General features: G+C 38.3%; 21 protein-coding genes and 3 pseudogenes. 8 read left to right on the forward strand and 16 right to left on the reverse strand.

The annotated features are described in order from the left end of the window. Positions 1 to 440 precede the first annotated feature (440 nt). Entirely contained in the window at positions 441 to 2,840 is a 2,400-nt protein-coding gene (locus ACZ5A8_RS08610) for a hypothetical protein (protein ID WP_464533362.1), read from the reverse strand. Positions 2,841 to 3,442: 602 nt separating this feature from the next. On the opposite strand from ACZ5A8_RS08610, the gene ACZ5A8_RS08615 reads away from it, so the two are divergent. The 3 genes from ACZ5A8_RS08615 (at position 3,443) to ACZ5A8_RS08625 (ending at position 4,631) form a co-directional block, all read left to right on the forward strand. Next, positions 3,443 to 3,643, forward strand: coding sequence for a hypothetical protein (locus ACZ5A8_RS08615; RefSeq protein WP_464533363.1), 201 nt, complete (start codon positions 3,443 to 3,445; stop codon positions 3,641 to 3,643). A gap of 482 nt (positions 3,644 to 4,125) precedes the next feature. Then, a complete protein-coding gene (locus tag ACZ5A8_RS08620; protein WP_229391741.1) occupies positions 4,126 to 4,368 on the forward strand; it encodes a DUF7557 family protein in 243 nt (80 codons plus the stop codon). Next, positions 4,368 to 4,631: a type II toxin-antitoxin system RelE family toxin gene (locus ACZ5A8_RS08625; protein WP_464533365.1), complete on the forward strand. Its 264-nt coding sequence runs from the start codon at positions 4,368 to 4,370 to the stop codon at positions 4,629 to 4,631. Before ACZ5A8_RS08620 ends, ACZ5A8_RS08625 begins: the two co-directional genes overlap by 1 nt. A gap of 330 nt (positions 4,632 to 4,961) precedes the next feature. On the opposite strand, the gene ACZ5A8_RS08630 is transcribed toward ACZ5A8_RS08625, so the two are convergent. Both ACZ5A8_RS08630 and ACZ5A8_RS08635 read right to left on the reverse strand, forming a co-directional pair. Then, positions 4,962 to 5,174 (reverse strand): nucleotidyltransferase family protein, encoded by a 213-nt coding sequence (locus ACZ5A8_RS08630; RefSeq protein ID WP_464533366.1) that lies wholly within the window; start codon positions 5,172 to 5,174, stop codon positions 4,962 to 4,964. A 722-nt stretch (positions 5,175 to 5,896) separates the two neighbouring features. Beyond that, complete coding sequence (locus ACZ5A8_RS08635) at positions 5,897 to 6,631, reverse strand: hypothetical protein (RefSeq protein WP_464533368.1); 735 nt, start codon at positions 6,629 to 6,631, stop codon at positions 5,897 to 5,899. A gap of 736 nt (positions 6,632 to 7,367) precedes the next feature. On the opposite strand from ACZ5A8_RS08635, the gene ACZ5A8_RS08640 reads away from it, so the two are divergent. From ACZ5A8_RS08640 to ACZ5A8_RS08655, 4 genes are all read left to right on the forward strand, one after another. Continuing rightward, positions 7,368 to 7,853, forward strand: coding sequence for a Fic family protein (locus tag ACZ5A8_RS08640; RefSeq protein ID WP_464533369.1), 486 nt, complete (start codon positions 7,368 to 7,370; stop codon positions 7,851 to 7,853). Between the two features lie 27 nt (positions 7,854 to 7,880). Further along, positions 7,881 to 8,408 (forward strand): Fic family protein, encoded by a 528-nt coding sequence (locus ACZ5A8_RS08645; protein ID WP_464533370.1) that lies wholly within the window; start codon positions 7,881 to 7,883, stop codon positions 8,406 to 8,408. Between the two features lie 212 nt (positions 8,409 to 8,620). After that, positions 8,621 to 8,929 carry a nucleotidyltransferase family protein gene (locus tag ACZ5A8_RS08650; protein WP_464534071.1) on the forward strand — a complete coding sequence of 103 codons (309 nt, stop codon included), beginning with the start codon at positions 8,621 to 8,623 and terminating at the stop codon, positions 8,927 to 8,929. Between the two features lie 115 nt (positions 8,930 to 9,044). Further along, positions 9,045 to 9,137: a hypothetical protein gene (locus ACZ5A8_RS08655; RefSeq protein WP_464534072.1), complete on the forward strand. Its 93-nt coding sequence runs from the start codon at positions 9,045 to 9,047 to the stop codon at positions 9,135 to 9,137. Positions 9,138 to 9,352: 215 nt separating this feature from the next. Here the strand turns inward: ACZ5A8_RS08655 and ACZ5A8_RS08660 are convergent, their stop codons facing one another. The 6 genes from ACZ5A8_RS08660 to ACZ5A8_RS08685 form a co-directional block, all read right to left on the reverse strand. Next, on the reverse strand, positions 9,353 to 9,994 hold the full coding sequence (locus tag ACZ5A8_RS08660; RefSeq protein ID WP_464533371.1) for a hypothetical protein: 642 nt from the start codon (positions 9,992 to 9,994) through the stop codon (positions 9,353 to 9,355). Positions 9,995 to 10,856: 862 nt separating this feature from the next. Further along, complete coding sequence (locus ACZ5A8_RS08665) at positions 10,857 to 11,486, reverse strand: hypothetical protein (protein WP_464533373.1); 630 nt, start codon at positions 11,484 to 11,486, stop codon at positions 10,857 to 10,859. Positions 11,487 to 11,704: 218 nt separating this feature from the next. Further along, positions 11,705 to 12,409: a hypothetical protein gene (locus ACZ5A8_RS08670; RefSeq protein ID WP_464533374.1), complete on the reverse strand. Its 705-nt coding sequence runs from the start codon at positions 12,407 to 12,409 to the stop codon at positions 11,705 to 11,707. A gap of 138 nt (positions 12,410 to 12,547) precedes the next feature. Next, positions 12,548 to 13,486, reverse strand: a complete 939-nt coding sequence (locus ACZ5A8_RS08675) for a hypothetical protein (RefSeq protein ID WP_464533375.1) — start codon at positions 13,484 to 13,486, stop codon at positions 12,548 to 12,550. Positions 13,487 to 13,701: 215 nt separating this feature from the next. Next, positions 13,702 to 14,052, reverse strand: a complete 351-nt coding sequence (locus ACZ5A8_RS08680; protein WP_464533377.1) for a HepT-like ribonuclease domain-containing protein — start codon at positions 14,050 to 14,052, stop codon at positions 13,702 to 13,704. Then, positions 14,049 to 14,345, reverse strand: a complete 297-nt coding sequence (locus ACZ5A8_RS08685; protein WP_464533378.1) for a nucleotidyltransferase family protein — start codon at positions 14,343 to 14,345, stop codon at positions 14,049 to 14,051. The genes ACZ5A8_RS08680 and ACZ5A8_RS08685 overlap by 4 nt, the downstream gene beginning before the upstream one ends. A gap of 481 nt (positions 14,346 to 14,826) precedes the next feature. On the opposite strand from ACZ5A8_RS08685, the gene ACZ5A8_RS08690 reads away from it, so the two are divergent. Continuing rightward, positions 14,827 to 15,255 carry a hypothetical protein gene (locus ACZ5A8_RS08690; RefSeq protein WP_464533379.1) on the forward strand — a complete coding sequence of 143 codons (429 nt, stop codon included), beginning with the start codon at positions 14,827 to 14,829 and terminating at the stop codon, positions 15,253 to 15,255. A gap of 401 nt (positions 15,256 to 15,656) precedes the next feature. On the opposite strand, the pseudogene ACZ5A8_RS08695 reads toward ACZ5A8_RS08690, so the two are convergent. The 7 genes and pseudogenes from ACZ5A8_RS08695 to ACZ5A8_RS08725 all read right to left on the reverse strand — a co-directional run. After that, positions 15,657 to 15,908 (reverse strand): annotated as a pseudogene (locus ACZ5A8_RS08695) (restriction endonuclease subunit S); the annotation flags it as partial. 12 nt (positions 15,909 to 15,920) lie between these two features. Beyond that, positions 15,921 to 17,378: a restriction endonuclease subunit S gene (locus ACZ5A8_RS08700; protein ID WP_464533381.1), complete on the reverse strand. Its 1,458-nt coding sequence runs from the start codon at positions 17,376 to 17,378 to the stop codon at positions 15,921 to 15,923. After that, a complete protein-coding gene (locus ACZ5A8_RS08705) occupies positions 17,375 to 17,503 on the reverse strand; it encodes a hypothetical protein (RefSeq protein WP_464533383.1) in 129 nt (42 codons plus the stop codon). The genes ACZ5A8_RS08700 and ACZ5A8_RS08705 overlap by 4 nt, the downstream gene beginning before the upstream one ends. 50 nt (positions 17,504 to 17,553) lie before the next feature. Continuing rightward, a pseudogene (locus tag ACZ5A8_RS08710) lies at positions 17,554 to 18,027 on the reverse strand (HsdM family class I SAM-dependent methyltransferase); the annotation flags it as partial. Positions 18,028 to 18,068: 41 nt separating this feature from the next. Then, positions 18,069 to 18,803: pseudogene (locus tag ACZ5A8_RS08715) on the reverse strand (DEAD/DEAH box helicase family protein); the annotation flags it as partial. 1,010 nt (positions 18,804 to 19,813) lie between these two features. Further along, positions 19,814 to 20,008 (reverse strand): hypothetical protein, encoded by a 195-nt coding sequence (locus ACZ5A8_RS08720; protein WP_464533385.1) that lies wholly within the window; start codon positions 20,006 to 20,008, stop codon positions 19,814 to 19,816. Positions 20,009 to 20,506: 498 nt separating this feature from the next. After that, positions 20,507 to 21,949, reverse strand: coding sequence for an NAD(P)/FAD-dependent oxidoreductase (locus tag ACZ5A8_RS08725; protein ID WP_464533386.1), 1,443 nt, complete (start codon positions 21,947 to 21,949; stop codon positions 20,507 to 20,509). Positions 21,950 to 22,469: the final 520 nt, after the last annotated feature.

Genomic DNA, 22,469 nt, shown 5'->3' on the forward strand with positions numbered 1-22,469 from the left:
ACCTGCAATAATGAGTTAATTTGACAATGTCAAGGTAAGTTACCCACTCGAAACAGCGAAGAGCCTTATTTTCTTAATTGCGCCTAGGAATTACAGTAAATCGGAGATTGTTTGGGAGCGAAATGTACTCGCAACTTAAGGATTTGTAGTACCGGACTGTTGTTTCTGCATTATTTTATTAAAAGAGTTAAAAATTCATTCCAAATTGGGGTTTCTATCCCAGTGTTGTAAATTCCTTCCTGAATATTCTACAGGTGTCTTCTTTCATGTGATTTTTGGAAGATTTTGATGTGCTTGAGGAAGTTAGCTGGTTTTTAAGGTTGTTGTAAAAGAATCATCCATTTTACAGGTCAGTACTTTTTTCTGCTTTTCCCTTTCCTTTATGATTAAGATGTGCAAACCATTTCTCTATTGGTAAAGTATATCACTTAATATCCGTTTTATTTAATTTCCGTGCATGATTGCTTTTTTTGAGCTAAGAGTTTATAGAAGTCGTCTATGCTTTTAATATGTAGTTCAAGCTGGTCCTTAGGCGGTAAATAAGCCGTTTCCCATGAGTTTTTTTCATGGAGTACACTCATTTCTACTATTGCTTGCATTGAACGAACTCCGTGCATATATTCTGGCACATTAATTAGAGCATTTAATATCCCGCAGCTAACACGTGCATTATTTTCCCTGATAACTTTTGGAGCGTTTTCTTCAATTAAGGAGCGTAACTGGATTGCCCTGCGGATTATATAGGTTTCATCCTTTTCATTTACCCGGTTGAGTCCGAGAATATTTACATATCCTCGAAGTCTGCTCAGGAAATCAGGACATTTATTTGAGATTTTTCTGCGTGGGTCTATTCCCGGATAGGACTTGCTCTGTATATTTGAGTAGCTACAAAATTCATAGAAATCTTTGAGCCTGTTGTAAGTACTTCCAGCAAAAACAAATATCGATTTCCCAATGGGATGCATGGTCTCAAAGTCCAGAAATTCTCCATCCTGCATTGGTACTAAAAAGTATTTTATCCAGCCCAGCTCTTCGTTCTCAAGCTTGGAATCAAACTCATCAAAAAATACTAATGGAATTTTTCCTTTTAAGGAAATATCTCTCACTCTGTGAAAAGCATTTGTTAAATCCTTTGTAGATGTAAACTGTGAAATATTAAATGCCACTTTCACAATTCTTCCACTGTCAATACTTTCTGCTATCTGGGTTATTCCAAATGACTTTCCGGAACCTGGAGATCCGAATACTGCAATGGACAGTGGCTTCAGATTTTCTTCAGAATGTATATATTCTTCCATTACATTTTTAATACTTCTGAAGCTTTCTATTTCTGCTCTATCTACAGTAATTAGTTTTCCAAATTTACCTACAGGGAAGTCTTTAATGCTGGATAACCCTTTTTTAACTATTATGAAAGCAAGCTGTTCCACGTAAGTAGAATCCTTTTCAGTGGAGGCTTTACCGGATTCTTCTTTTGTATTTTCTTTAAGAATAGTCCAGAAGTGTGAATTTGATTGATTTGGGTCTGAGTGCTCAGCTATCTCTTCAATTGATGGCAGCAGTACATCTGCCATGTAACCGGCAGGTGATTTTGAAGATATTTTTTGGGATAATTTGTTTTTAGATGAGTTATCCTGATCTAAAGCATACCCCCCACTTTCTTTCTTTTCACCTGCTTTCTTATTTGTGCTTAGACAGGCATACTCTAAGAAATCTGGCTTCCCATTACTATCGCCGTAACCGTATATTAAAGACTCTCGAGACTTAACTAAGCCTTCTTTTAAACCTTCTTCCAGGCCTTCTTTAATAGCGTTTTCTACGCAGGTTTGTTGATTATTCCCTTTTTGAGAATCATTTTTATTTTGATTTTTATTTTGATTTTTATTTTGATTTTTATTTTGATTTTCTTGATATTCAGTTTTCTTTTCCTTAAATTTAGAAATTAAACATGAAGATAGATTAGCAACAAAAACCAGGTTCGTAGCTCTCATATCTCCAAATCTTTTAGAATTCCAGAATTCCCCTTCTCCTGATACAGGATCAAAGTATAATTTTGATCTATCTGTTTTTCCTCTGTAATGAATGGCACCTTCATACTTAAAACGAATAATTACATTGTTCAGTTCTTTTATTTCTGCAAGGTCCTCTTTATGGCAAATTTCCCATAAAAATTCTATAGCGCTTTTTTCCCATGAAACTGAACGGCTTATATTCGTACCGATTTTCCTCAGGTCATCTGCATTCATTATTAAGATTAATTTTTCTTTGTGATATCTGAGGATATGCTTCCAGAGATCTCCTTTGAACAGGGGAGGATACATATTATATATCACAACTGGTTTTCGGTCACCTTTCAACGCTTCTGGCCATACCTCTTTTTCAAAACGAAAACCGTTCCCCGAATCATAAATTATAACGATGTCCGCATTCTGCTGGTCTTCGAGTATTTCCAGGGAAGCTGGATGCTGCTTGTTATCGACCGAAGCTATATGCCCCAAATAATTTTTAACTCTATATACTTTGACCTCTTCTTTTGTATCACTGGAAGAGAACGGAGGAAATAAATCCAGGTATACGTTTGTGTGCAGAACTTCACTGAGGCTCTTTCTAATTAGATCCTCACAGCTCTGAGACGCCAATGAGTAAGGTGATTCCTCAGTTCTAATCCGGAGAATATCCCTTAACCACTCTGCTAAGAGAGTAGCTCCACCCAGCTGCGGATTTGTATCAATACCCTCGTACAGCTTCCAGTTTGTATCTTCCTTGCTTGAGTATGAAGGTCTCGGCCAGTAATACCAGTCTACACTCACATCCCCCGCAACAACAATTTTAACAGTCATACAGCTCCCCCCTGATGCAATACCCCTAATGCAATTATACATTTATGCTGCACTGAATATAATATTTATTCTCAAAAAATTATATATCAGAGGTCGAGGGAATAATATTCCTGAATTGTACCAGTAGAGTTTGCTTCCCGAGTTCCGCCTCCCGAGTTCCGCTTCGGGAGCACGAGGTCCTTTTCGCTCCACTTCGTTTCGCTCAAGAGGACTAATTTATGAGCTGATCCCAAAACTCAGGATTAAGTCCCTAAATCTCGGATCTGGAATAATCAATCGATCTTTTGATTGGGAAAATAGTTCTGAAATTCTTGTTGATGTGAAAATAAGATCGGTTTTGGGATGAGCTCTATAAGTTATAGCAGTGAGCTTAGCTCAAGAGGACTATTTTTTAGATTAAACAGTCTGCCCGCAAATCACATCGGATTGCCTTGATAGCACTTTGTGAATAAACGATTAAACTTTAATTATATATACCATGGAGTCCACTAAGATACTGGGCATCTGGAAAGGTCATTAAAGACTTGTTTTTTAACTCTTTTTAATAACCCCCCATACCCCCCAACTCCCCAAAATCCAGATGCCCATTCCCCATATTACAGATGTCTTATCATTCTCTTTTTCCATTCTCTTTTTCCCTAGTTTTACTTCCCGAAAAGAATGAAAATACGGTCAAGAAACTGAATAGTGACCGTTCAATGAAGGAATATGGGCAGATAGGACTGGGCAGCCGTCAGATAAAAGCTATCGGATATCTTAAAGAATGGACAGATCACAAATCAAGAGTAGCGGAAACTCTGTAAAGTAAGCGCTTCTACGGCAAAAAGTGACCTTCAGAATTTAGGAGATAAAAAGTCCTCAAACAAATAGGTGAAAAAGGACAGAATATCCATTATGTACTTAATTTTTGATCTTAAACATGTGAAGACTGGGAACCCATTCATGACCCGTTCATGACCCGTTCATGACCCGTTCATGACCCGTTCATGACCCGTTCATGGCCCGTTCATGGCTCGTTCATGGCTCGTCATGACCCATGCCTGAAGGAGGAAATTTCATTCTACTCATTCAATTTTAATGAACTTAATTAATACAGCCATTTCTTCTGGTTACTTTTTAAAAAGTCAGTGCAGACAGGGAGTTTGAAAAAGATGAGTGACTGAACAGGATCTTGATATTGAATACGATTTTTTGGGAAAATCCTGAGTACTATACTGCTTTTCTGTATACTATACTGCTTTTTCCGGCAAACTTTCATATCCTATAATATCCTATAGGATGCTATATGGCAGCTACAACGACAATCTGTCTTGACCCAAAAGTTAAGGAGATGCTCAAAAGCTTGAAAAGGCATCCCGAGGAGTCCTACAACTCTGTTGTCGAGAGGCTTGTGAATACGGCAGTCGACTCCGAGCCTCTCAGCGAAGAAACCATAAAGAAAATTGAGAAGGGATTAAAAGACATTAAAGAAGGCAGGTACTATACTGAAGAAGAGGTTGCAGCTGAACTTGGGATCAGGGACGATTAATGTATTCGATTATCTATACCTCCTCAGCTTTAAAAGATCTTAAAAAACTGCCGCCTGAGGTCGCAAAAAAGCTATTTCTTGCTGTAGGAGAAATCAAAGAAAATCCTTACTCTCATATTAAGAAGCTTAAAACAGCATCTGATTCCCCTATTTATTCTTTGAGGGTTGGCGAATATAGAGTTTTAATGACCATAGAGAACGACCAGCTTGTTATTTTTGTCATTGAAGCAGGCCACCGGAGCAAAATTTACAGAAAATATTGAAATTGGTGGCCCACTGGTGACCTATTGGCGATCCGTTAATTGGCCCGTTCATAACCTATTCATAACCTGTTCCTTTTTAATGAACTTAGTTCATACAGTTGTTTTTTGATTAAGTGATAGGATCCGGAGCAACATAGTTAGCTTATTTAATGGAGCTTGTTCCGCACGCATTGAGGCTTGTCCTTAATATCAGAGAAGTAAAAAATGAGTTTTAAGGTGCCAATGTGACAGTTTTTTAGGAGATAGAAAACTCACTGAATTCGATGTGCAAAAAATCTTTCTTTTTTCTTTGCTTTTTCGGACTGGCCCGAGCTTTGGCTAGGTGGAAATTCATTCAGAGATCACTCTTGCCTCTTTTTTAATTCCGTTTATCAAATAGGGACTGATCGATTTTTCAGTTAACAGATCAACCTTAATCCCCAGGTAATCCGAAAGTTCCAGTTCAATGTTCACAAGGGTCAGCAGGCTTTTTCGATCAGCAGACTCAACCAGGACATCAATATCACTCTCTGGCTGCTCTTCGCCCCCTAACGTAAGACCCAAAAACTGAGACTCTGGTTGCCCCGTATTTTTTCAGAAAAGATGAGATTTTGCGAAACAGCTCTTCCCTTTCTTCCGCAGTTTTCATGGAGGTATATCACGTTTTTTTCAATTTAAACCTTCCCGCCCGAGTTTCGCTGCCCGAGTTTCGCTGCCCGAGTTTCGCTTCGGGAGCACGAGGTCTGTTTCACTCGCTTCGCTCGCTCAAGCAGACTAATTAATAAAACCATAGCTTTTACTTTCCGAGTTTCGCTTCGGGACCACAGGAAATTGGAGATTTCCTGGGAGTTGCACTGCAAGTGCAACAGCACGGTGTCCTTTTTGCTTCGCTCAAGAGGACTAACTTATAAGTAAAAATATTGAACTTCACTCATAAGAGCCGAAAAACTACGTTATAAGATCTCTGACCCATACAACGTCATTAGCTTTACCAAACCGTTAATTGTCACGCTCGACGAAGGAGAGCGGTAGTCCCAAAAAGCAATAAAGAAAAAAATAGCTTCTTGTTTGGTTTATCTAAATTTTTTAGTGGAAAATAGATGTTTCATTTTTAAATCCAGAGAAGTTTACTGATTTCTGTCTTATAAGAAGCTTTAACTTTTATCTTTCACATCCTGGAACTGCTCGAGCTTGCGCTTTGTGGGAAATTTAGGACTCGTTCAAGCTTTCATTTGTTAAGAACTGGTTATTGACAGAAAGTATTTTTTGGATTTTTATTACTTTATTCAGTCCGTGTAGACGGCTTCATCCTTTATGCTTATTTCCATATACCCGCAATTTTTGCATTTGTAATGTCTAATTGTTCTCGCAGTATATGGCGACTCCAAGTGTGTATCAGGATATCTGTATTCTATTAAAGAAGACCGACTTCCACACCTTTTACAGTATTTTCCTTTTTCAGGATTTCTTCTTTTTCTGGACTTAGAACTTTTAATTATACTTTTTATCTTAAGATCCTCGTCATTGCAGTACTTGCATTTAAAGTACCTTGTCTCTGTTTCTTCATAATCTTCGTAAGTGCTTATCTTTTTAACAAGAGGCTTTTTAATTTCTTCGTAGGCAAAATCTCGATTGCATTTTTTACATTTTGATATTTTGTAGTAACTCTCAATATCAAATAGATCTGAAGAAATTAAGAAAAACATTATGCCTCCAAGAAACAATGTAATGGTTAAAGGCCAGTAAAACTCTCCCAATGTTTGCCTAAAATATAACAGAAAGGGAAATATAAAAATCGGAGAAAACGCCAATAATAGGGTTACTTTCTTTACGACATTAATTCTTTTCAGCCCTAAACTATTAACCACGTCAGGAGCTCTTTCTTTGGGAAAATTATAAAAATTTCCCTCTGATGTAATTGTTAATGTGTCAGTACTCCTATCCAGCTTATAGCAATAATTATCAAGACAGCTTTTGTCAATACCTACCGGAAATTCTACATATTTGAGATCTTTACCCAAGGTATCAAGACCAGCTCACAATTATCTAGCCTTTTTTCCCAGATTATATCTAGATATGTACGGGAACAAAATAAACCTTTTGTTGAAAAATATTTATTAATTAAATATCTATATAGCTAAATACTGATATATATCTATCAGATTTTGTCTCAAAAAACAGGTTATATCGCCAATAATCTGCCTTCTTTTGTGTTTTTTCGGATTGGCCCGAGCTGCGCTCGGTAACAAGACACGTTAAAGATAGCGAATATGGTTCTTCAGGGAAGATTTTTACAACTTATTTTTTATTTTTCAGGCGACAATCCCTAACCTAACTTTTATCATGGGGCTAAAAATTGAAATAAAATTTAATTTACTTCAATTGAATACTCGCCACCTGTAGCGGAATAGGCATATCCAATTCTGTTTTTTCGGTGGGGGTTCCTTCTAACAAACCCCTGACAACCGTTTCCATAAGTTTCTCACTATCTTCCCGCGCTTTTCTAAGTTTAAATTTGAACTCATCACACAAACCCATGAGTTGCTCAACTTCCCGAGTTCCGCTTCAGGATCAAGGTGTCCTTTTCGCTTGGCTCAAGAGGACTAATTTTGGCAGATATATAACTCCATATTTATTTTTTGGTGGCTGCCCATTCTGATAAACTTCAGAATTCCCTGGATTTTGAAATAAACACCGCTAAGTTAATAATGAAAGGAATAGCTCTTTTAATAGGGACAAAAAATCGGATTACTGGTCATGTTTCAGCCTAATTTTAAATACACAAATAAAATCGTGCGTTTGCTTGCAAGAATCCAGGCTGCCAGGGAGATTATTATGAATAGTCCTCTCATTCCGGCATGGGAGAAAGAGCTCCAGCGAGAAGCTCTTATAAAGCAAACTCACCACACAACAAGTATAGAAGGAAACCAGCTTACTCTTGAAGAAGTGAGCCTGCTCATTGAGGGAAAAGACATTCTTGCAGGTGAGAAGGACAAAAAAGAAGTCCAGAATTATGTTGATGTGCTAGGGTATATAGACAGTCTGGAAGAAAGCAACGCAATTGCCGAAGAGATTTTCCTCGAAATCCACAGACTCACGGTAAAAGATATCCTGCCAGCCACTTCTGCAGGAAATTACCGCAAAGTCAGGGTAGTTGTCGGAAATCCAAAAACCGGCAAGATTACCTATTCCCCACCGGGACCTGAAGAAGTACCTTTCCTGACCAGATCCCTTCTTGAATGACTGAACAGCGCAGAAGCTTTAGACCTCTTGCCTGCTGTACAGGCCGGAATAGCCCATTATGAAATTGCCAGAATACATCCCTTCCTTGATGGCAACGGCAGGAATGCAAGAGCTCTTTCTACACTTATTCTGACAAAAAGAGATTTTGATACAAAGAAATTCTTCGCCCTTGAAGAATACTACAATGAAGACCGCCAAGCTTACTATTCAGCGCTTGCAGATGCGGATGCAAAAGAAGGAGAACTTACGGGATGGCTCGAATATTTCCTTTTTGGCATTGCGGTAGAAATCTCAAGAGTAGAAAATACAGTTAAAAAACTAAGCAGTGACCGTTCAATGAAAGAAAAATTTGGGCAGATAGGGTTGAGCAGACGTCAGATAAAAGCTGTTGAATATATCAAAGAAAAGGGAAAAATCACGAATAAAGAGTATCAGGAACTTTGTGACGTTAGCCAACCAACTGCAAATCGAGACCTTCAGGATATGGTGGATAAAAATGTCCTCAAGCAAAAAGGCAAAAAAGGCCAGCAAATAATTTACGTGCTTAACTTCTAAATTTTGGGCTATTCAAAAGCTATTCAAAAGCTATTCACTAAGGACATTATTTACGCAAATTATTTATATATCTACTATTTTGGATTATTTGCTTATTAATTTAAGCCAAAGCAACATCAATAGCGTCTTTAACGGAGCTTTACACACACTTGTTAGCAGTAATTCAGATTCTAGCTATTTCAGCGAAGACCGCGTGGAAGATTTCAGAAACAATGCCTTCTCAAGAGCTAAAGGATGCAGATTACTTTATAAAAATATTAAGGCATCATCTGCCTGAGTTAAAAGAAAGGTATAGTGTAAACTACCTCGGAATTTTTGGCTCTTATATCCGTGAGGAGCAGACCGAGAATAGTGATCTCGATATCCTGGTTCAATTTGATAATAAGCCCGGACTTCTGAAATACATTGAACTGGAAAATTATTTGAGCGACCTTTTAGGAATAAAGGTTGATCTGGTAATGAAGAGCGCACTTAAACCCAATATTGGAAAGCGAATCCTTAGTGAGGTTGAAGCTCTATGAAAGCAGAAGAAAGGGATTCCATAGATTTTTTAATGGATATACTCGATTCAATTGAAAAATAGAAGACTTTGTTAAAGGGTTTGATTTTGAAAAATTTTCCAAGGACACAAAAACAATATATGCAGTAGTACGCGCACTCGAAATCATCGGAGAGGCAACGAAAAATTTGCCAGACTCTCTAATATTTAATCATCCTGAAGTCCCCTGAAAGGATATGGCCGGATTCCGGGATAAAGTGGTGCATGGGTATTTTGGTGTCCCGAGTTCCGCTTCGGGAGCACGGTGTCCTTTTCGCTGCGCTCAAGAGGACGAACTTTTGGCGAAGATTCACAACTCTCTTTTGATTTTCAGGCAGAAATCAACTTTAACAAATTCCCTAATAACCATTTTCATAGCTATCAGGCGCACACTGGCTTTTTATATTTAGTTTGTGGTGACGTAGTTGTCCGTTATGCTGATTTCCATATACTCGCAATGTGTGCATTTATAGTGTTTGATTGTTCTCCTAGTGTCAAAAGATTCCAGGTGCGTATCAGCCTCTCGGTATTCTATTAAAGCAAATTTTTTTCCACATTCTTTGCAGTTTTTTTCATTTTTATAAATATTCCTTTCTCTGGATTTAGATTTTTTGAGTATACTTTTTATCTTGAGATCTTCATCACTGCAATATTTGCATTTAAAGTATCTTGTCTCTGTTTCTTCATAATCATCGTAAGTACTTACCTTTTTGATAAGAGATTTCTTTATTTCCTCGTAGGCAAAATCTCGGCCGCATTTCTGACATCTGGAAATGTTGTAGTAATTTTCGATATTATGAAGATCTGTGGCAACAAAGAAAAACATCATGCATGCCAGAAATAATATAGTTGATAAAGGCCAGTAAGCCTCTTCTAATGTTTGTCTAAGAAATAGAAGAAAGAGTAATAACAAAAGTGAAGATGCTGCCAATAGTATTGACACTTTTTTTACAGTCTTGATTTTTTCCAGACCTAAACTATTGACCATGTTAGGAGCTCGTTCTTTAGGAAAATCATAAAAATTTCCTTCTAAGGTTATCGTTAACACGTCAGTGTCCCTATCCAACTCGTAACAAACGTCGTCAGAGAATCTTTTGTTTATATCTACAGGAAATTTTACGTATTTGGGTTTGCTCAATTTATCAATGACCAACTTCCAATTATCTAGCTGTTTTCAAGACTATACTGGATATATCTCAGACCGGAGTTTATAAGATCTCATAAAAATCGTGGTACAGCTATGGATATTATGTAGGTCTAACAAGAAATTAATTAAGTTCCAAACTCGTTTCGTTCAATTTTGGCGTCACCACATATTGAACTAGCTCACCGATTGATACTTATATGATTTTCACCATATTATACTAAAGAAACCATAATAGGGCGTCTTGTTACAGAGATCCTGTGTTAGACCCCATATAGTGGGAAATTAACTATTTTTGTGCCACACCGATTTATTTAATTGGTTCTATATTTGTCGGTTTTATATTAAAATGCTTGGAATTGTTACCCAACATAATTAATTTTTTGTTAGACCCTAAGTAGATCATGTCGCTTGATGTGGCTTTATACTATAAAGTATAAACTCCGGTCAGAAGGAGATAATTCTTTTTCAGCGAACTTAAGTTATACAGTTATTTCTTTTTGGTTATGAAAAGATCAAAGGAGCAACATCGTTAGCGTCTTTTACCGAGTTTGTCACGCACGAAGTGCGGCTTTCCCGTAATATAAGAAAAGAAAAAAAGGGTTTTAAGGTGCCATTATTATCCATAACTTTATTTTTATTTTTCAGGCACCGGCTCCTTCTAATAAACCCCTGACAATCGCCTCCATAAGTTTCTCGCTATTTTCCCGAGACTTTGTTAACTTTAATCATACAGCTTTGTGGGATGACTTGATGATCTTATTTTTCATTGGACATTTGTTTCCTCTAGAATTACCTTTTCTACTGTGATTTCCCGAAAACCGCAGTTTAAGCATTTATAGTGCCTGACTGTTGTCTCTTCACTGCTTTTTCTTTTTACATCCGGGTTCCTATATTCCGACATTGCAAATTCTTTCTTGCATATTCTACAGGTATCTCCTTTCTGTTTACTTTTCTTACCTTTATGATTATCGTAATTGAGTTTTTCTGTCCTGTAATCTTCAATTCCACATAATTTACATTTCCAGTACCTTGTCCTCGTTATCTCATATTTATCGAGAGTGCTTACCTCCTTAAAGAGAGGTTTTTTGAACTCTTCAAGAGCAAAATTCCGAGAGCAATTTTTGCATTTAGAGCTTATGCAGTAATTTACTGCGTTCGTATATTTGCTCCCAAGACCGCCAAAAAAGAAAAGTGCTATAATTGTTGCTAAAATAGAATACCATAAAATATTACCTGAAAGCCCGGTCTGATTCAGGAGAATCTGAGCCCAGCCTTTTCCTGATGCCCAAATTGCTATTAACAATATGATTAGAAATAATAACAAAATTAAACTTAAAAACCCGAGTAAATCCCCATAAATACGAGCCTTTTTCTCTCCCCATTTTTCAATCACACGAACTGCTTCTTCTTGATCAATGTGTGGGGGAATTTCTTCTTCTGAGGTGATTATTAACGTCTCATTTTCGGTGTTCAGTTCATAGCAAGAGCCATCCAGACACCTTTTGTATTCACCCTGCGGAAATCCCAGACGCTTGATATCACTTTCCAATTTCCCCATACCCCGTCTAATTATCAGTTAGCCTTTTTTTCCTTAGACGTAATCCGAATAACTTATTTTCTCTTTTGCTTCTTCTTGAATTCATAATAACCGCAGTACTCACATCTGTAGTAGTGCTTTGTCACTGTTATATTTCCCCTGTAAATTATGTCCGGATTTTCATATTCTACCGCTCCTTCTTTTTTGCACTTTTTACAGTAGGCTTTTTGATGGCTAATCTTTCCTTTTTCGGCAGGATGAACCTCATAATTCCGGAGAGTTTCGCGGCCGCATTGACTGCACATATAATACCTTATTTCTGTCAGGGTACATGTGTCAGGTGTACTTGTTTCTCTTACATCGCGATTTTTATATTCTTTACACGCAAGATATTTTCCGCATTTTCCACACCTTGTGTTCTGGTAATACTCAAAGACTTTAGGGAGATGAAGAGCCGGATAAACACAGACAAACATTCCAATTAAAAACAGACCGACAAGCAATATTTTGCCAGAAATATAACAGACAACTCCTGTAACAAAAAATATATTTGCAAGTACATAAAGAACGATTGAACAATCCTGGCAAATTATTTCTATAAGCTGACTGTTTTCCCGGGTTATTTTCATCAAATAATTTGTTTCACTTGTAAAAGACCCGTTCAAAGGCAGACTTATAGAGTATTCGCGAATATGAGTTTTCTTTTCAGGGTTGTAGTAAGTAATTTTACCATTTTCTTCTTTGATTTCAATCTTATCCTTTTCGTAAATCTCTTCCATATTCGGCCTCATTTACCCCCGTTGAGTTCCGTTTTGGAAAGATCTTTTTCAGTTTATGTATGCGGCTTTATCCTTTATACTGAAACTGTTATGAGTGAAATTAAAATTAAAAACTAAATATTAAAAAACTAGATCTCTTTAATCAGCATAAATCTCCTCATTTATTTTGATTTCGTGATAGTCACAGTATCTGCACCTGTAGTATCTTCTTTTACTCTCACTGTAAGGGTCTCTTATTATGTCAGCACTCCTGTATTCTTCTATCGCGCTCGCTCTCCCACAGTGTTTACATTTGTGGCTCTTTGATTTTTTTGGTTTTTTCCCGTAATAGTGGCTAACGTGTTGGGACTCGACTTTTATATCTTTATACCCGCAGTTTTTGCAACGCCAGTATCCTGTCCTGGTTTTCTCATAGGTATCATTTCGGCTTTCGTCTTTCATTAAAGGAGCCTGAAATTCCTCCAGAACGAAATATCTCCCACAGTTTTTGCAGTAAGAATCCTTGTAATATTCCATCGCGGAATCATAGTTAACACTCAAATAAAAAGAGACAATTCCCATCACAGCTGTAACGATTAATCCGGCAAATCGAATGTCACCGAATTTCCAGGGGAAAAATGCCAGAAGGAAGAATAATATCATAAAAATAAAGATGAGTTTAGAGAATAGACCAGCCCTTTTTTGAACTTCTTCTGCTCCAAGCCCGTTGACCAGATTAATGGCTTTCTCCTTTCCCCGAGGGCTATATTTAAAATTTAACTTTTGAGTTATTTCTACCATGTCGCTGTAGGGATCTATCTTATAGTAAATGCCACCATGCAGCACCTGATTAGAACCAGGAGGAAACCTGACATATTCAGTTTTTCGTGTCAACTTAATAAAAAAAGCAATTACTACTATGACTATCAAAAAACCTACAATGAACGATGCACCCACGGTTTTTTCGAGAGCAGGATGAGTGGTGTGCGTCAAAAAGGGAAATAACAGTCCTGAAAAGTGAGGCTTGAAACAAATATCATCAAGAATGTCTTTGTGAAAGTCTTCAGGAACGTTTATAATATCAATATCTTTTGACAATAGGCCAACGACCTGAGGTTTATCGGATTAGCCATTTTTCCCAGATAATATCTAGATATATACAGGATTAAGATAAGCCTTTTCATGATAAATATTTATTATCTTTAAATCTATATAGCTAAATATCAGTATATATTTAAAAAAATTGGTGTCAAAAATCTATAAATTAATCTTGCTATTGGCTGGCTGATACCTTCAAATGTGAAATAAAATGTTTAAGCATTTTCGTTAAGGTCCTGGGCAATTTTTATAACTACCTTTTTAAGAGCAGGAACATCCTCTTTTACGGTATCCCATACAGCATTAATATCCACACCGAAATAATCGTGGATCAGTTTGTCTCTCATGCCTGCTATCCCTCTCCAGTGGACCTGTGGGTATTTCTCTCTCAAGGATCTGGATAGATTTTTAGTAGCTTCACCGATTATCTGGATTTGCCTTATAGTTCCGTCCTGAACAAGGCTATTTGAAAGAAACTCTTCTTCGGTAAGATCCTCTGTGTATTTTTCAATTAAGGAGATAGACTGGAGGATATGGCTGAGATATACCCTGTCATCTCTTTTCATTCAGAGATCACTCTTGCCTCTTTTTTAATTCCGTCTATCAAGTAAGGACTTATCGATTTTTCAGTTAGCAGATCAACCTTTATTCCCAGGTAATCCGAAAGTTCAAGTTCGATGTTCACCAGGGTCAACAGGCTTTTTCGCTCAGCAAACTCAACCAGGACATCAATATCACTCTCTGGCTGCTCTTCGCCCCTAACGTAAGACCCAAAAACTGAGACTCTGGTTGCCCCGTATTTTTTCAGAAAAAACGAAATTTTGCGAAACAGCTCTTCTCTTTCTTCTGCGGGTTGCATGATGGTATATCACGTTTTTTTCAATTTAAACCTTCCCGACCCGAATTGCGCCTCGGGAGTACGCGGTCCTTTTCGCTTCGCTCAAGAGGACTAATTTAGGGGTTTAGAATAGTGGACTTCAACAATGAGAGCAAAAAATTAAGTTATAAAGTCTCTGACCCGTGCAACGTCATTCGCTTTACCTAGTCTGTCTTGTCCCGCTCGACGCAGGAGAGCGGAAAGTCCCAAAAAACAAATAAAGGAAAAATTGATGACTTATCCTGTTTTAAAATTGAGTACTCAAGGAATTTTATTTGCTAAAAATCTGTCTTCTTTTTTATTTATAAGGTAGTAATTATATCTTACAACCTTTAACAATTGGCTTCATAAACTCTTAAGGTCTTCCTTTATTTTTACAAAAGCGATACAAAAGATTATCTTGCTTAATGTCTATTGAGAAATAAGATTGAATAATGCAGTTAATCTGTGAAGTGGTTTGTTATTGAAGAATAAACCTTTTTCTTTAAATAGTTGCAATCCTAAGGAAAAAAAATCTGATATTTGGGGGCTTTTTTCTCGATTCTTAATCCCAAAAATTGGACTTTTCCTAATGAGAGCAAACCTTCTTACCTTATGGTTAATAGGTTTTAGCTGTATTTCGTTCGTTTATGGTTTGTTTGGAAATCACCCTGATATTTTTCCCCTATCTATCCTCTCCGCTATCGGCGGTTTTGCCATTATGAGCGAAGAATATGTGTTCCGGATCTGCCAAGACTGCGGAAAGGAGCTAGCCTATGTTATGACATGGAAAACGGAAATAATAAATAAAGAATATACTGAAAAAAAGATAACCAGCTATTACTGGTGTAAATATTGCGGGCATGAGCGTGTGAAAGTAGAAATATTTGATTTAGGTTGTGGTATGTTGTGATTCTCCTTAAGTCTTTAAATACAAATAAGGAACTAAGTTACGAAATCTTTGACCCGTGAAACGCTATTCACTTTACCGAACCGTCCTTGTCACGCTCGACGAAGGAGAGCGGCCAGTCTCAAAAAGAAGAAAAAGAGAGAAAAATGGGTAATTATCTTATTTTTAAAATTGAACACTCAAGATTCTGTGTGCAAAAATCCTTCTCCTTTTTTTGCTTTTTGGGACTAGCCCGAGCTGTGCTCGGTAACAAGACACGTTAAAGATAGCTAATATGGTTTTAGGGGCAGATTTTTACAACTTCTTTTTTATTTTTCAGGCTTTTACAACTTCTTTTTTATTTTTCAGGCCATAACCCCTTCTAACCTGATCTTTTCTTACGATGTTAAAAAATTGAAATAAATTTAATTTACTTCAATTGAATACTCACTACCTGTAGCGGGATAGGCTTCTCCAATTCTGTTTTTCCAGCGGCTGCACCTTCTAACAACCGCTTCCATAAGTTTCTCGCTGTCTTCCCGAGATTTCCTTAGTTTGGATTCGAGTTCATCACATAAACCCATGAGCTGTTCAACTTTTTCAACGATACGTCTTTGTTCATTGAGGGGCGGTAATATTATTTTTAAATTCTTTATTTTACCAAGGAACAGATTTGATTGGGCTGTTGATCAGGATTCTTCGATGATTTGGTTTTGAATTACAGGTGACCTAAGAGCATAAGCCAAGTATTTACTGTTTATATGTTGAAGATAAGGCTTTACCAATGCTGCACTTCTGACCATGACGTATGCATCATCCTTGTCTACTACAGCAACTCTTCCAACACTTCCTGAGCAAGAAATTAAAACATCATCTTTATTTGGATCACACCTTTTTCTTAATCTTAAAAACTCTTTTTCTGGCACATAATCAACATCCTCCAAGGATATTTCTCCATTTAGAACATTTCGGGCTGATAGCAAATAGTAACCAGACGATGTTCTTTCGGGGGTTGAGTGTTCTCCATCAGTAATTTTTATGGATCGATTTTCAAGATAGCTCCATGTCCATCCTCTTGGTGGCTCATAAGGTATTTCTTCATTTTCTAATTGTGTCACAGGTTCTGATTTTTTCGCCTTTTTACCCTTAACCATATTCTTTTTTTCAGCTTCAATTTTCTCAATCAAAACACTCGCCGACTCATCCTCAGGATCCTGTTCCACAAGTTTCCCCTGAACCGCAAGCTGAAGAATAGCCTGCCTTAGTTTTTCAACATTTTCAGGGTTGTCATAAAGAAGATCGAAATTTTCACAGATGCGCTGCCAGTTTTGTTCAAATTCTTCCTGATTTTCTGCGTTGAGCATCCTGTCAAGAGCAGCGCTGTTAAGTTTACTCTGAAGTTCCTGTTTTTTCTGGCGGCGGGCTTCGAGTTTGTCGCAGAGAGCCATCAGTTCGTCGACTTTGGAGACTATGCGTTTCTGTTCGGCGAGGGGTGGAATAGGAACAATCAAAGACTTTAAAGATGTTGCATTGACATTTGGTTGACCAGTTCCAGCACACTTGGAATAGAGTTGATCCCAGTAAAGTGGGGAATCCGCGTATAATTTTAAATATTTTGGAAAAATTAGGGTATTTGGTACTATTCTAATAAGGTATGAAGCAAAAACAGCTTTTAAAACTAAGTTTTCAACTAAGTAAGATTTCCCTATAGTTCCGCCTGTTCTAGCAATGAGCAAATCGTTGTTATTTAGAGCATAAGAATTAAGTTTCTGGTTGTCGATTTCACATCCTGGAACAGTCTCCCAATTAACCTTATTGTTTTGAATATCTGTGATTCTAAGTAGCCGAACATCATTCAAAGAATCATTTGCAGAAGCTGTATATCCGTAATGAATAGCATTTGAAACCTGATCCATAAAAGTAAAAATCCAGCCTCTTGGGGAATCAAACGGTATTTCGTTTTCTTGCACAGGTTTCAAAGATTTAGAGCTTTTTTTGCTCAATACCGATGCCGGCTCATCATTTGGGTCCTGTTCTACAAGTTTTCCCATAACCGCAAGCTGTAAAATAAGCTCCCTCAGCTTCTGCACGCCATTCGGCGCATCGGCAAGCAGCTCAAAGTTTTTGAAAAAAATGTTCGGATTCATGCGTTTTTCCCTGCCAGCGCGTCCATGAGTTCATTTTTGAGAGCGGTCCGGGTTTCTTCGATCTCTGAAAGGAGGGCTCTATACTTTTCCAGCAACTCTTCAGGGTCACCGTGGTCATTTTCCACAGTGTTAGGGTTTTTAATGTCGAGGTTGTAGTTGCTGGCGATTATGTCTTCTACTTTGACTTTCCAGGCATTTTCACTTTCTTCGCGGTTATTCCACCAAGCTTTTTCGGGGGCGAATTCTTTTCTATGCGCATGGGTTTGGTTTTGGAATAGGACTTGTAGCCGGCGGGGTAGGGGTGTTCGTAGTACCAGACTTCTTTTGTGGGCTCGCCTTTGGTGAAGAAAAGGAGATTGGTTTTTATGCCGGTGTAGGGGCTGAAAACGCCATTCGGGAGGCGGACAATTGTATGCAGGTTGCACTCCTGAAGGAGTTTTTCTTTGATGCGGGTCTTTGCGCCTTCCCCGAAAAGGGTTCCGTCGGGTAAGACTATTGCGCAGCGGCCTCCGTCTTTTAAAATGTGCGTTATCAGGACTAAGAAAAGGTCAGCAGTCTCGCGGGTCTGGAAGTTGGTAGGGAAGTTTGTCTCTATACCGTCTTCTTCCACGCCTCCGAAGGGTGGATTTGTAACAATTACGTCTACGCGGTCTTTTGGGGTGTAGTCCCGAAGCGGGCGGGCGAGGGTGTTGTCATGGCAGTTCCGAAATGCTTGAAGTCATTGATCTTTGTCTGGTCGACCAGAATGTTCCGGTCTGCCAGAAAGAGGATTCTTTTCTTTACCCCTGCTTTCCAGAGGCGCCAGATGATCTGAAAAACCGTAAGCGTTTTTCCCGTACCTGTTGCCATAACAAGCAGAATGCGATCCTGACCCTTCGCTATTGCCTCTATTGTGCGGTTAATTGCTATGCGCTGGTAGTATCGCAGTAATTTCTGCTGATCGATAAAATAATCCTGAGTTACGATTTTTTGCCTGCCTTCGTCAAGCCCCTTCCATTCACAGTACTTCTGCCACAGGAATTCGGGAGCAGGAAATCTGTCCAGCGGAATTTCCTCTTCCACCTTTCCGAGAGTCTCTGTCCGGTCGTGAAGCAAAAATGCGTCCCCGTTAGAGCTGAAAGCAAAAGGGATGTCCAGCATTTCAGCATACATAAGTGCCTGCTGCATGCCCTCCCCGACAGCATAGATATTTCTTTTAGCTTCTACCACTGCAAGAGGAAGATTAGGTTTGTAGGAGAGTATATAGTCAGCTCTTTTAGGTTTTTCCCTGCTTGCGGCCGAGCCTTTGACAATGATTCTGCCTTTGGTGAGATTAACTTCTTCCCGGATCTGGCGTTCTTCCCAGTTAGCCTGTCTGATCGCAGGCGTTATAAACTTCGAGCGAATATCCCTTTCACTCAGTTCTTTTTTATCAGTGTTTTCCATTTACAGTCATTCGGCAGAATTTACTATCACTTTAGACGGCAAATAATTTTTAGTGTAATTCACTACTTTAACTATTAAATGTCTTGTGTTTTTGAAATTTTGCAGGTACGACAGTTATTCAACAAACCGTTTTTCAATACGCTTCGATCGTTTTCTGATTTTGACAATGCATTATTCTACCAGTATAACACTTAGACTATTAAACTAAAAGTTACAATGATTCACTCATGATTATATCTCAACGTTGTAATTATATGTTAAAAATAATATATACTACAAATACATAGTATGAATTGCGTTCTCATCAAATGAACACTCCACTAGCAAACAAACACCTACTCCAAAAAGATCTACCCCAAACTAAAAGATTAAAAAACGAAAAACTCTCAACCCACAAATACCTCAAAACTCTTCCCAAACTAAAAATTAAAAAGTTAAATCTTTTAAATTTTTTAGTAACTTCCAGGTTTTTAGGTGGGAACGCAAACTCTTTTAAACAAAATTAAAAATAACCTGAACTAACATAATTTTTAGTAGTTATCCAATCATATCGTGTTAGACGGTAAGTTATTGTAATTCCTGCTTCGACTATTAGATTTATTGTGTTTTAGATTTCCGGTCTTTTTGAAATTCTTGTAGATCTATTGCTTTTCAGCATATTTTAGTATTTTTTAGAGAAATTATTATAATTTCCAGATTTTATTATACCACTAATATAACATTAGGCCATTAAACCAAAAGGTATCCTTATTCACTAATGATTATAGAGGTGCGTTGAGATTATACGTTAAAAATAATATATACCCGGAGTGCATAGTATGAATTGCGTTCTCATCAAATGAACACCCCACTAGCAAACAAACACCTACTCCAAAAAGATCTACCCACACTAAAAAGATTAAAAAACGATAAACTCACAACCCACAAATACCTCAAAACTCTTCCCAAACTAAAAATTAAAAAGTTAAAAATTTAAATCTTTTCAATTCCTTTCGGAACTTTCAGGTTTTTCAGGTGGGAACGCAAACTCTTTTAAAATAACTTTCGTTGTAGTTCACTTCTACTAACTTCTTGTGCTCTACCTGTGCTCTACCAAGCTTCTTGTACTTTTGAAATTCTTGAAGGTACAATATTTTTTCAGCATTTCCCTGAATATCTTTCAACAGTTTTCGGTATGTTTTATAACAGTTTTTAGAGTATTCCATAGTGATTTCAATGATTTTATAGAGTGTTTATAATTTTTTGATTTTATTATACTATGAATATAAACATTGAATCAATAAACTAAAAATAATATAATTCACTAATGATTATAGAGCTGCGTTGCGATTATTCGTTAAAAATAATATATACCCGGAGTGCATAGTATGAATTGCGTTCTCATCAAATGAACACCCCACTAGCAAACAAATACCTACTCCAAAAAGATCTACCCACACTAAAAAGATTAAAAAACGAAAAACTCTCAACCCACAAGTCAGATACTTCAAACCTCTTCCCAACTAAAAATTAAAAAATTAAAAATTTAAATCATTTAAACGCCTTTCGGAACTTCCAGGTTTTTAGGTGGGAACGCACCTCTTTTAAAAAACAAAACTAAAAACAAAAAAGAAAATAATTTTTGAAATTATTTAACCTATTAAGGATTTTTTTAACCTTTAGAGCCTTCAATATTTGTTTTTAGTATTAGTTTGTTTTTAGTATTATTCGGCGTTCTTGATACCTTCTTGAACCTTTTTAAGAATCCCTTCAGCAGCCATGATTCCGGTCGCGGCGGCATTGACTATGTCCCTTGAGAGGCCTGCGCCATCTCCTGCTGCAAAGAGGTTTTTGATGCTGGTCTCCATCTGGCGGTCGACTTTCAGGTGCATGGCGTAGAACTTGACTTCAGGGGCGTATAGCAGGGTCGAGTCCGAGGCAACGCCGGGAATGATCTCATTTAAGGTCTCGAGGCCTTCGATTATATCCATGACTATCCTGTGCGGGAGAGCCATTGAGATATCGCCGGGTGTGACATCTTTTAATGTGTTTATGACCAGGTTTTTGGCAAGTCGCTCTTTTGTAGAACGGCGTCCGCGCCTGAGATCGCCCATGCGCTGGAGGACAGGCTTTCCTCCGCCTATTGTTGTCGCAAGCTTTGCGATTGAGCGTGCGTATTTGGTTGTGTTTTCCATGGGCTCGGTCAATTCGATATGCACAAGGAATGCGAAATTGGTGTTTTCCGATTCCGTGTTTGCCATCGAATGACCGTTGGTCGCAATAAAATCCTCATACTCTTCTTTTACGACAAAGCCACGCCTGTTGGTGCAGAAAGTCCTGACAAAGTCATCATAGCGACGGCTCTGGATATGGAACTTGGGATCCCTGTTGATTTTCGTTACAGGGTCCATAATAATTGCAGGGACTTCTACCCTGACCCCCAGATCAATTCCGCCGTAACGGGCTTCTATATCGTGAGTTTCAATCATCTCCGAGACCCAGTTGCAGCCCCTTCTTCCCGGAGACAGGAGCACGTAACGTGTGCGGATGACTCTTCCGCCTGAGAGTATAACTCCTTTGCAAACTCCGTCCTCAATAAGCAGGTCCTGAACTTCGGTCTCTATCAAGAAATCCACGCCTTTGTCAACAAGGTCCTGTTTGAAACGCCCTATGACTACAGGGGCGTTGTCCGAACCTATATGCCGCTGCTTAATTTCTATAAACCGGGCTCCGACCGAGGCAGCCCTGCGTTTTAGCTCCTCTATTTCCGGGCCTTCGGTAAGGAGGGCGTCCTGAGGCGCTCCGAATTTCAAGAAAACTTTATCAACCCTTTCCACCAGATCCCAGGCTTCGGTCTGGTCTCCTGTCAGGGCTGCAAGGTCTCCGCCGATATCAGGCCGTAGGTTCAGGGTCCCGTCAGAAAAAGTTCCGCAGCCCCCGACCCCGCACATGATCTCACACGGAGTGCAGTGCATACAGTAACTCTGGGTTTTCATAGGACAGAGGCGTTTGTCAATGTCCCTGCCCATATCAATAACAAGAATTTTCAGCTTCCCGGCTGCAAGTTCATAAGCTGCAAACATTCCCGCAGGCCCTGCCCCTATAATTACAATATCATATGCTGAGCTGATCTTTTCTTTCTCAACAGCCTGATTTCCATCACCCATGGGCAACCCCCCTGGAATTTAACTTTAAGCTCCGGAATTTTAAACACCGGATAACCTTAAGCACCGGAGTAACCTGCTAATTTCTTTAAGGTTATCAATATAAACTTATTTCTAATTTTCTGTAATCCACACAGTCTTTAACAGACTCTATATTTCCTATTCGTATTTACACCCACCTTCATGCCGCATCTGCTTCTACCGAACAGTCATTCGGCAAAAAGCTTCGGCAAAAAGCCGCGTCATACCTGAATCCCCATATCAGGACAAAATCTGCGCTGAGCCCCTACTATTGGCGTGCTTTATATTTATATACAGCCAGTTACCAGTTCATAAATCACTGGATGAAAGGAATTGCAAGCATCATGCCCATAAATAGGCAGGTGAACACCATCAGAAAAAACAACTTTTGCAAATAATCCTCCTCCTGTTCCCACTATTTCATATTTTTTCCCACTATCTAACTATATGGAGTTCTCGGTATAAAAAACTTTCATCCAATATCATAAATATAAATGAAAAG

The organism is Methanosarcina subterranea, assembly GCF_055385895.1.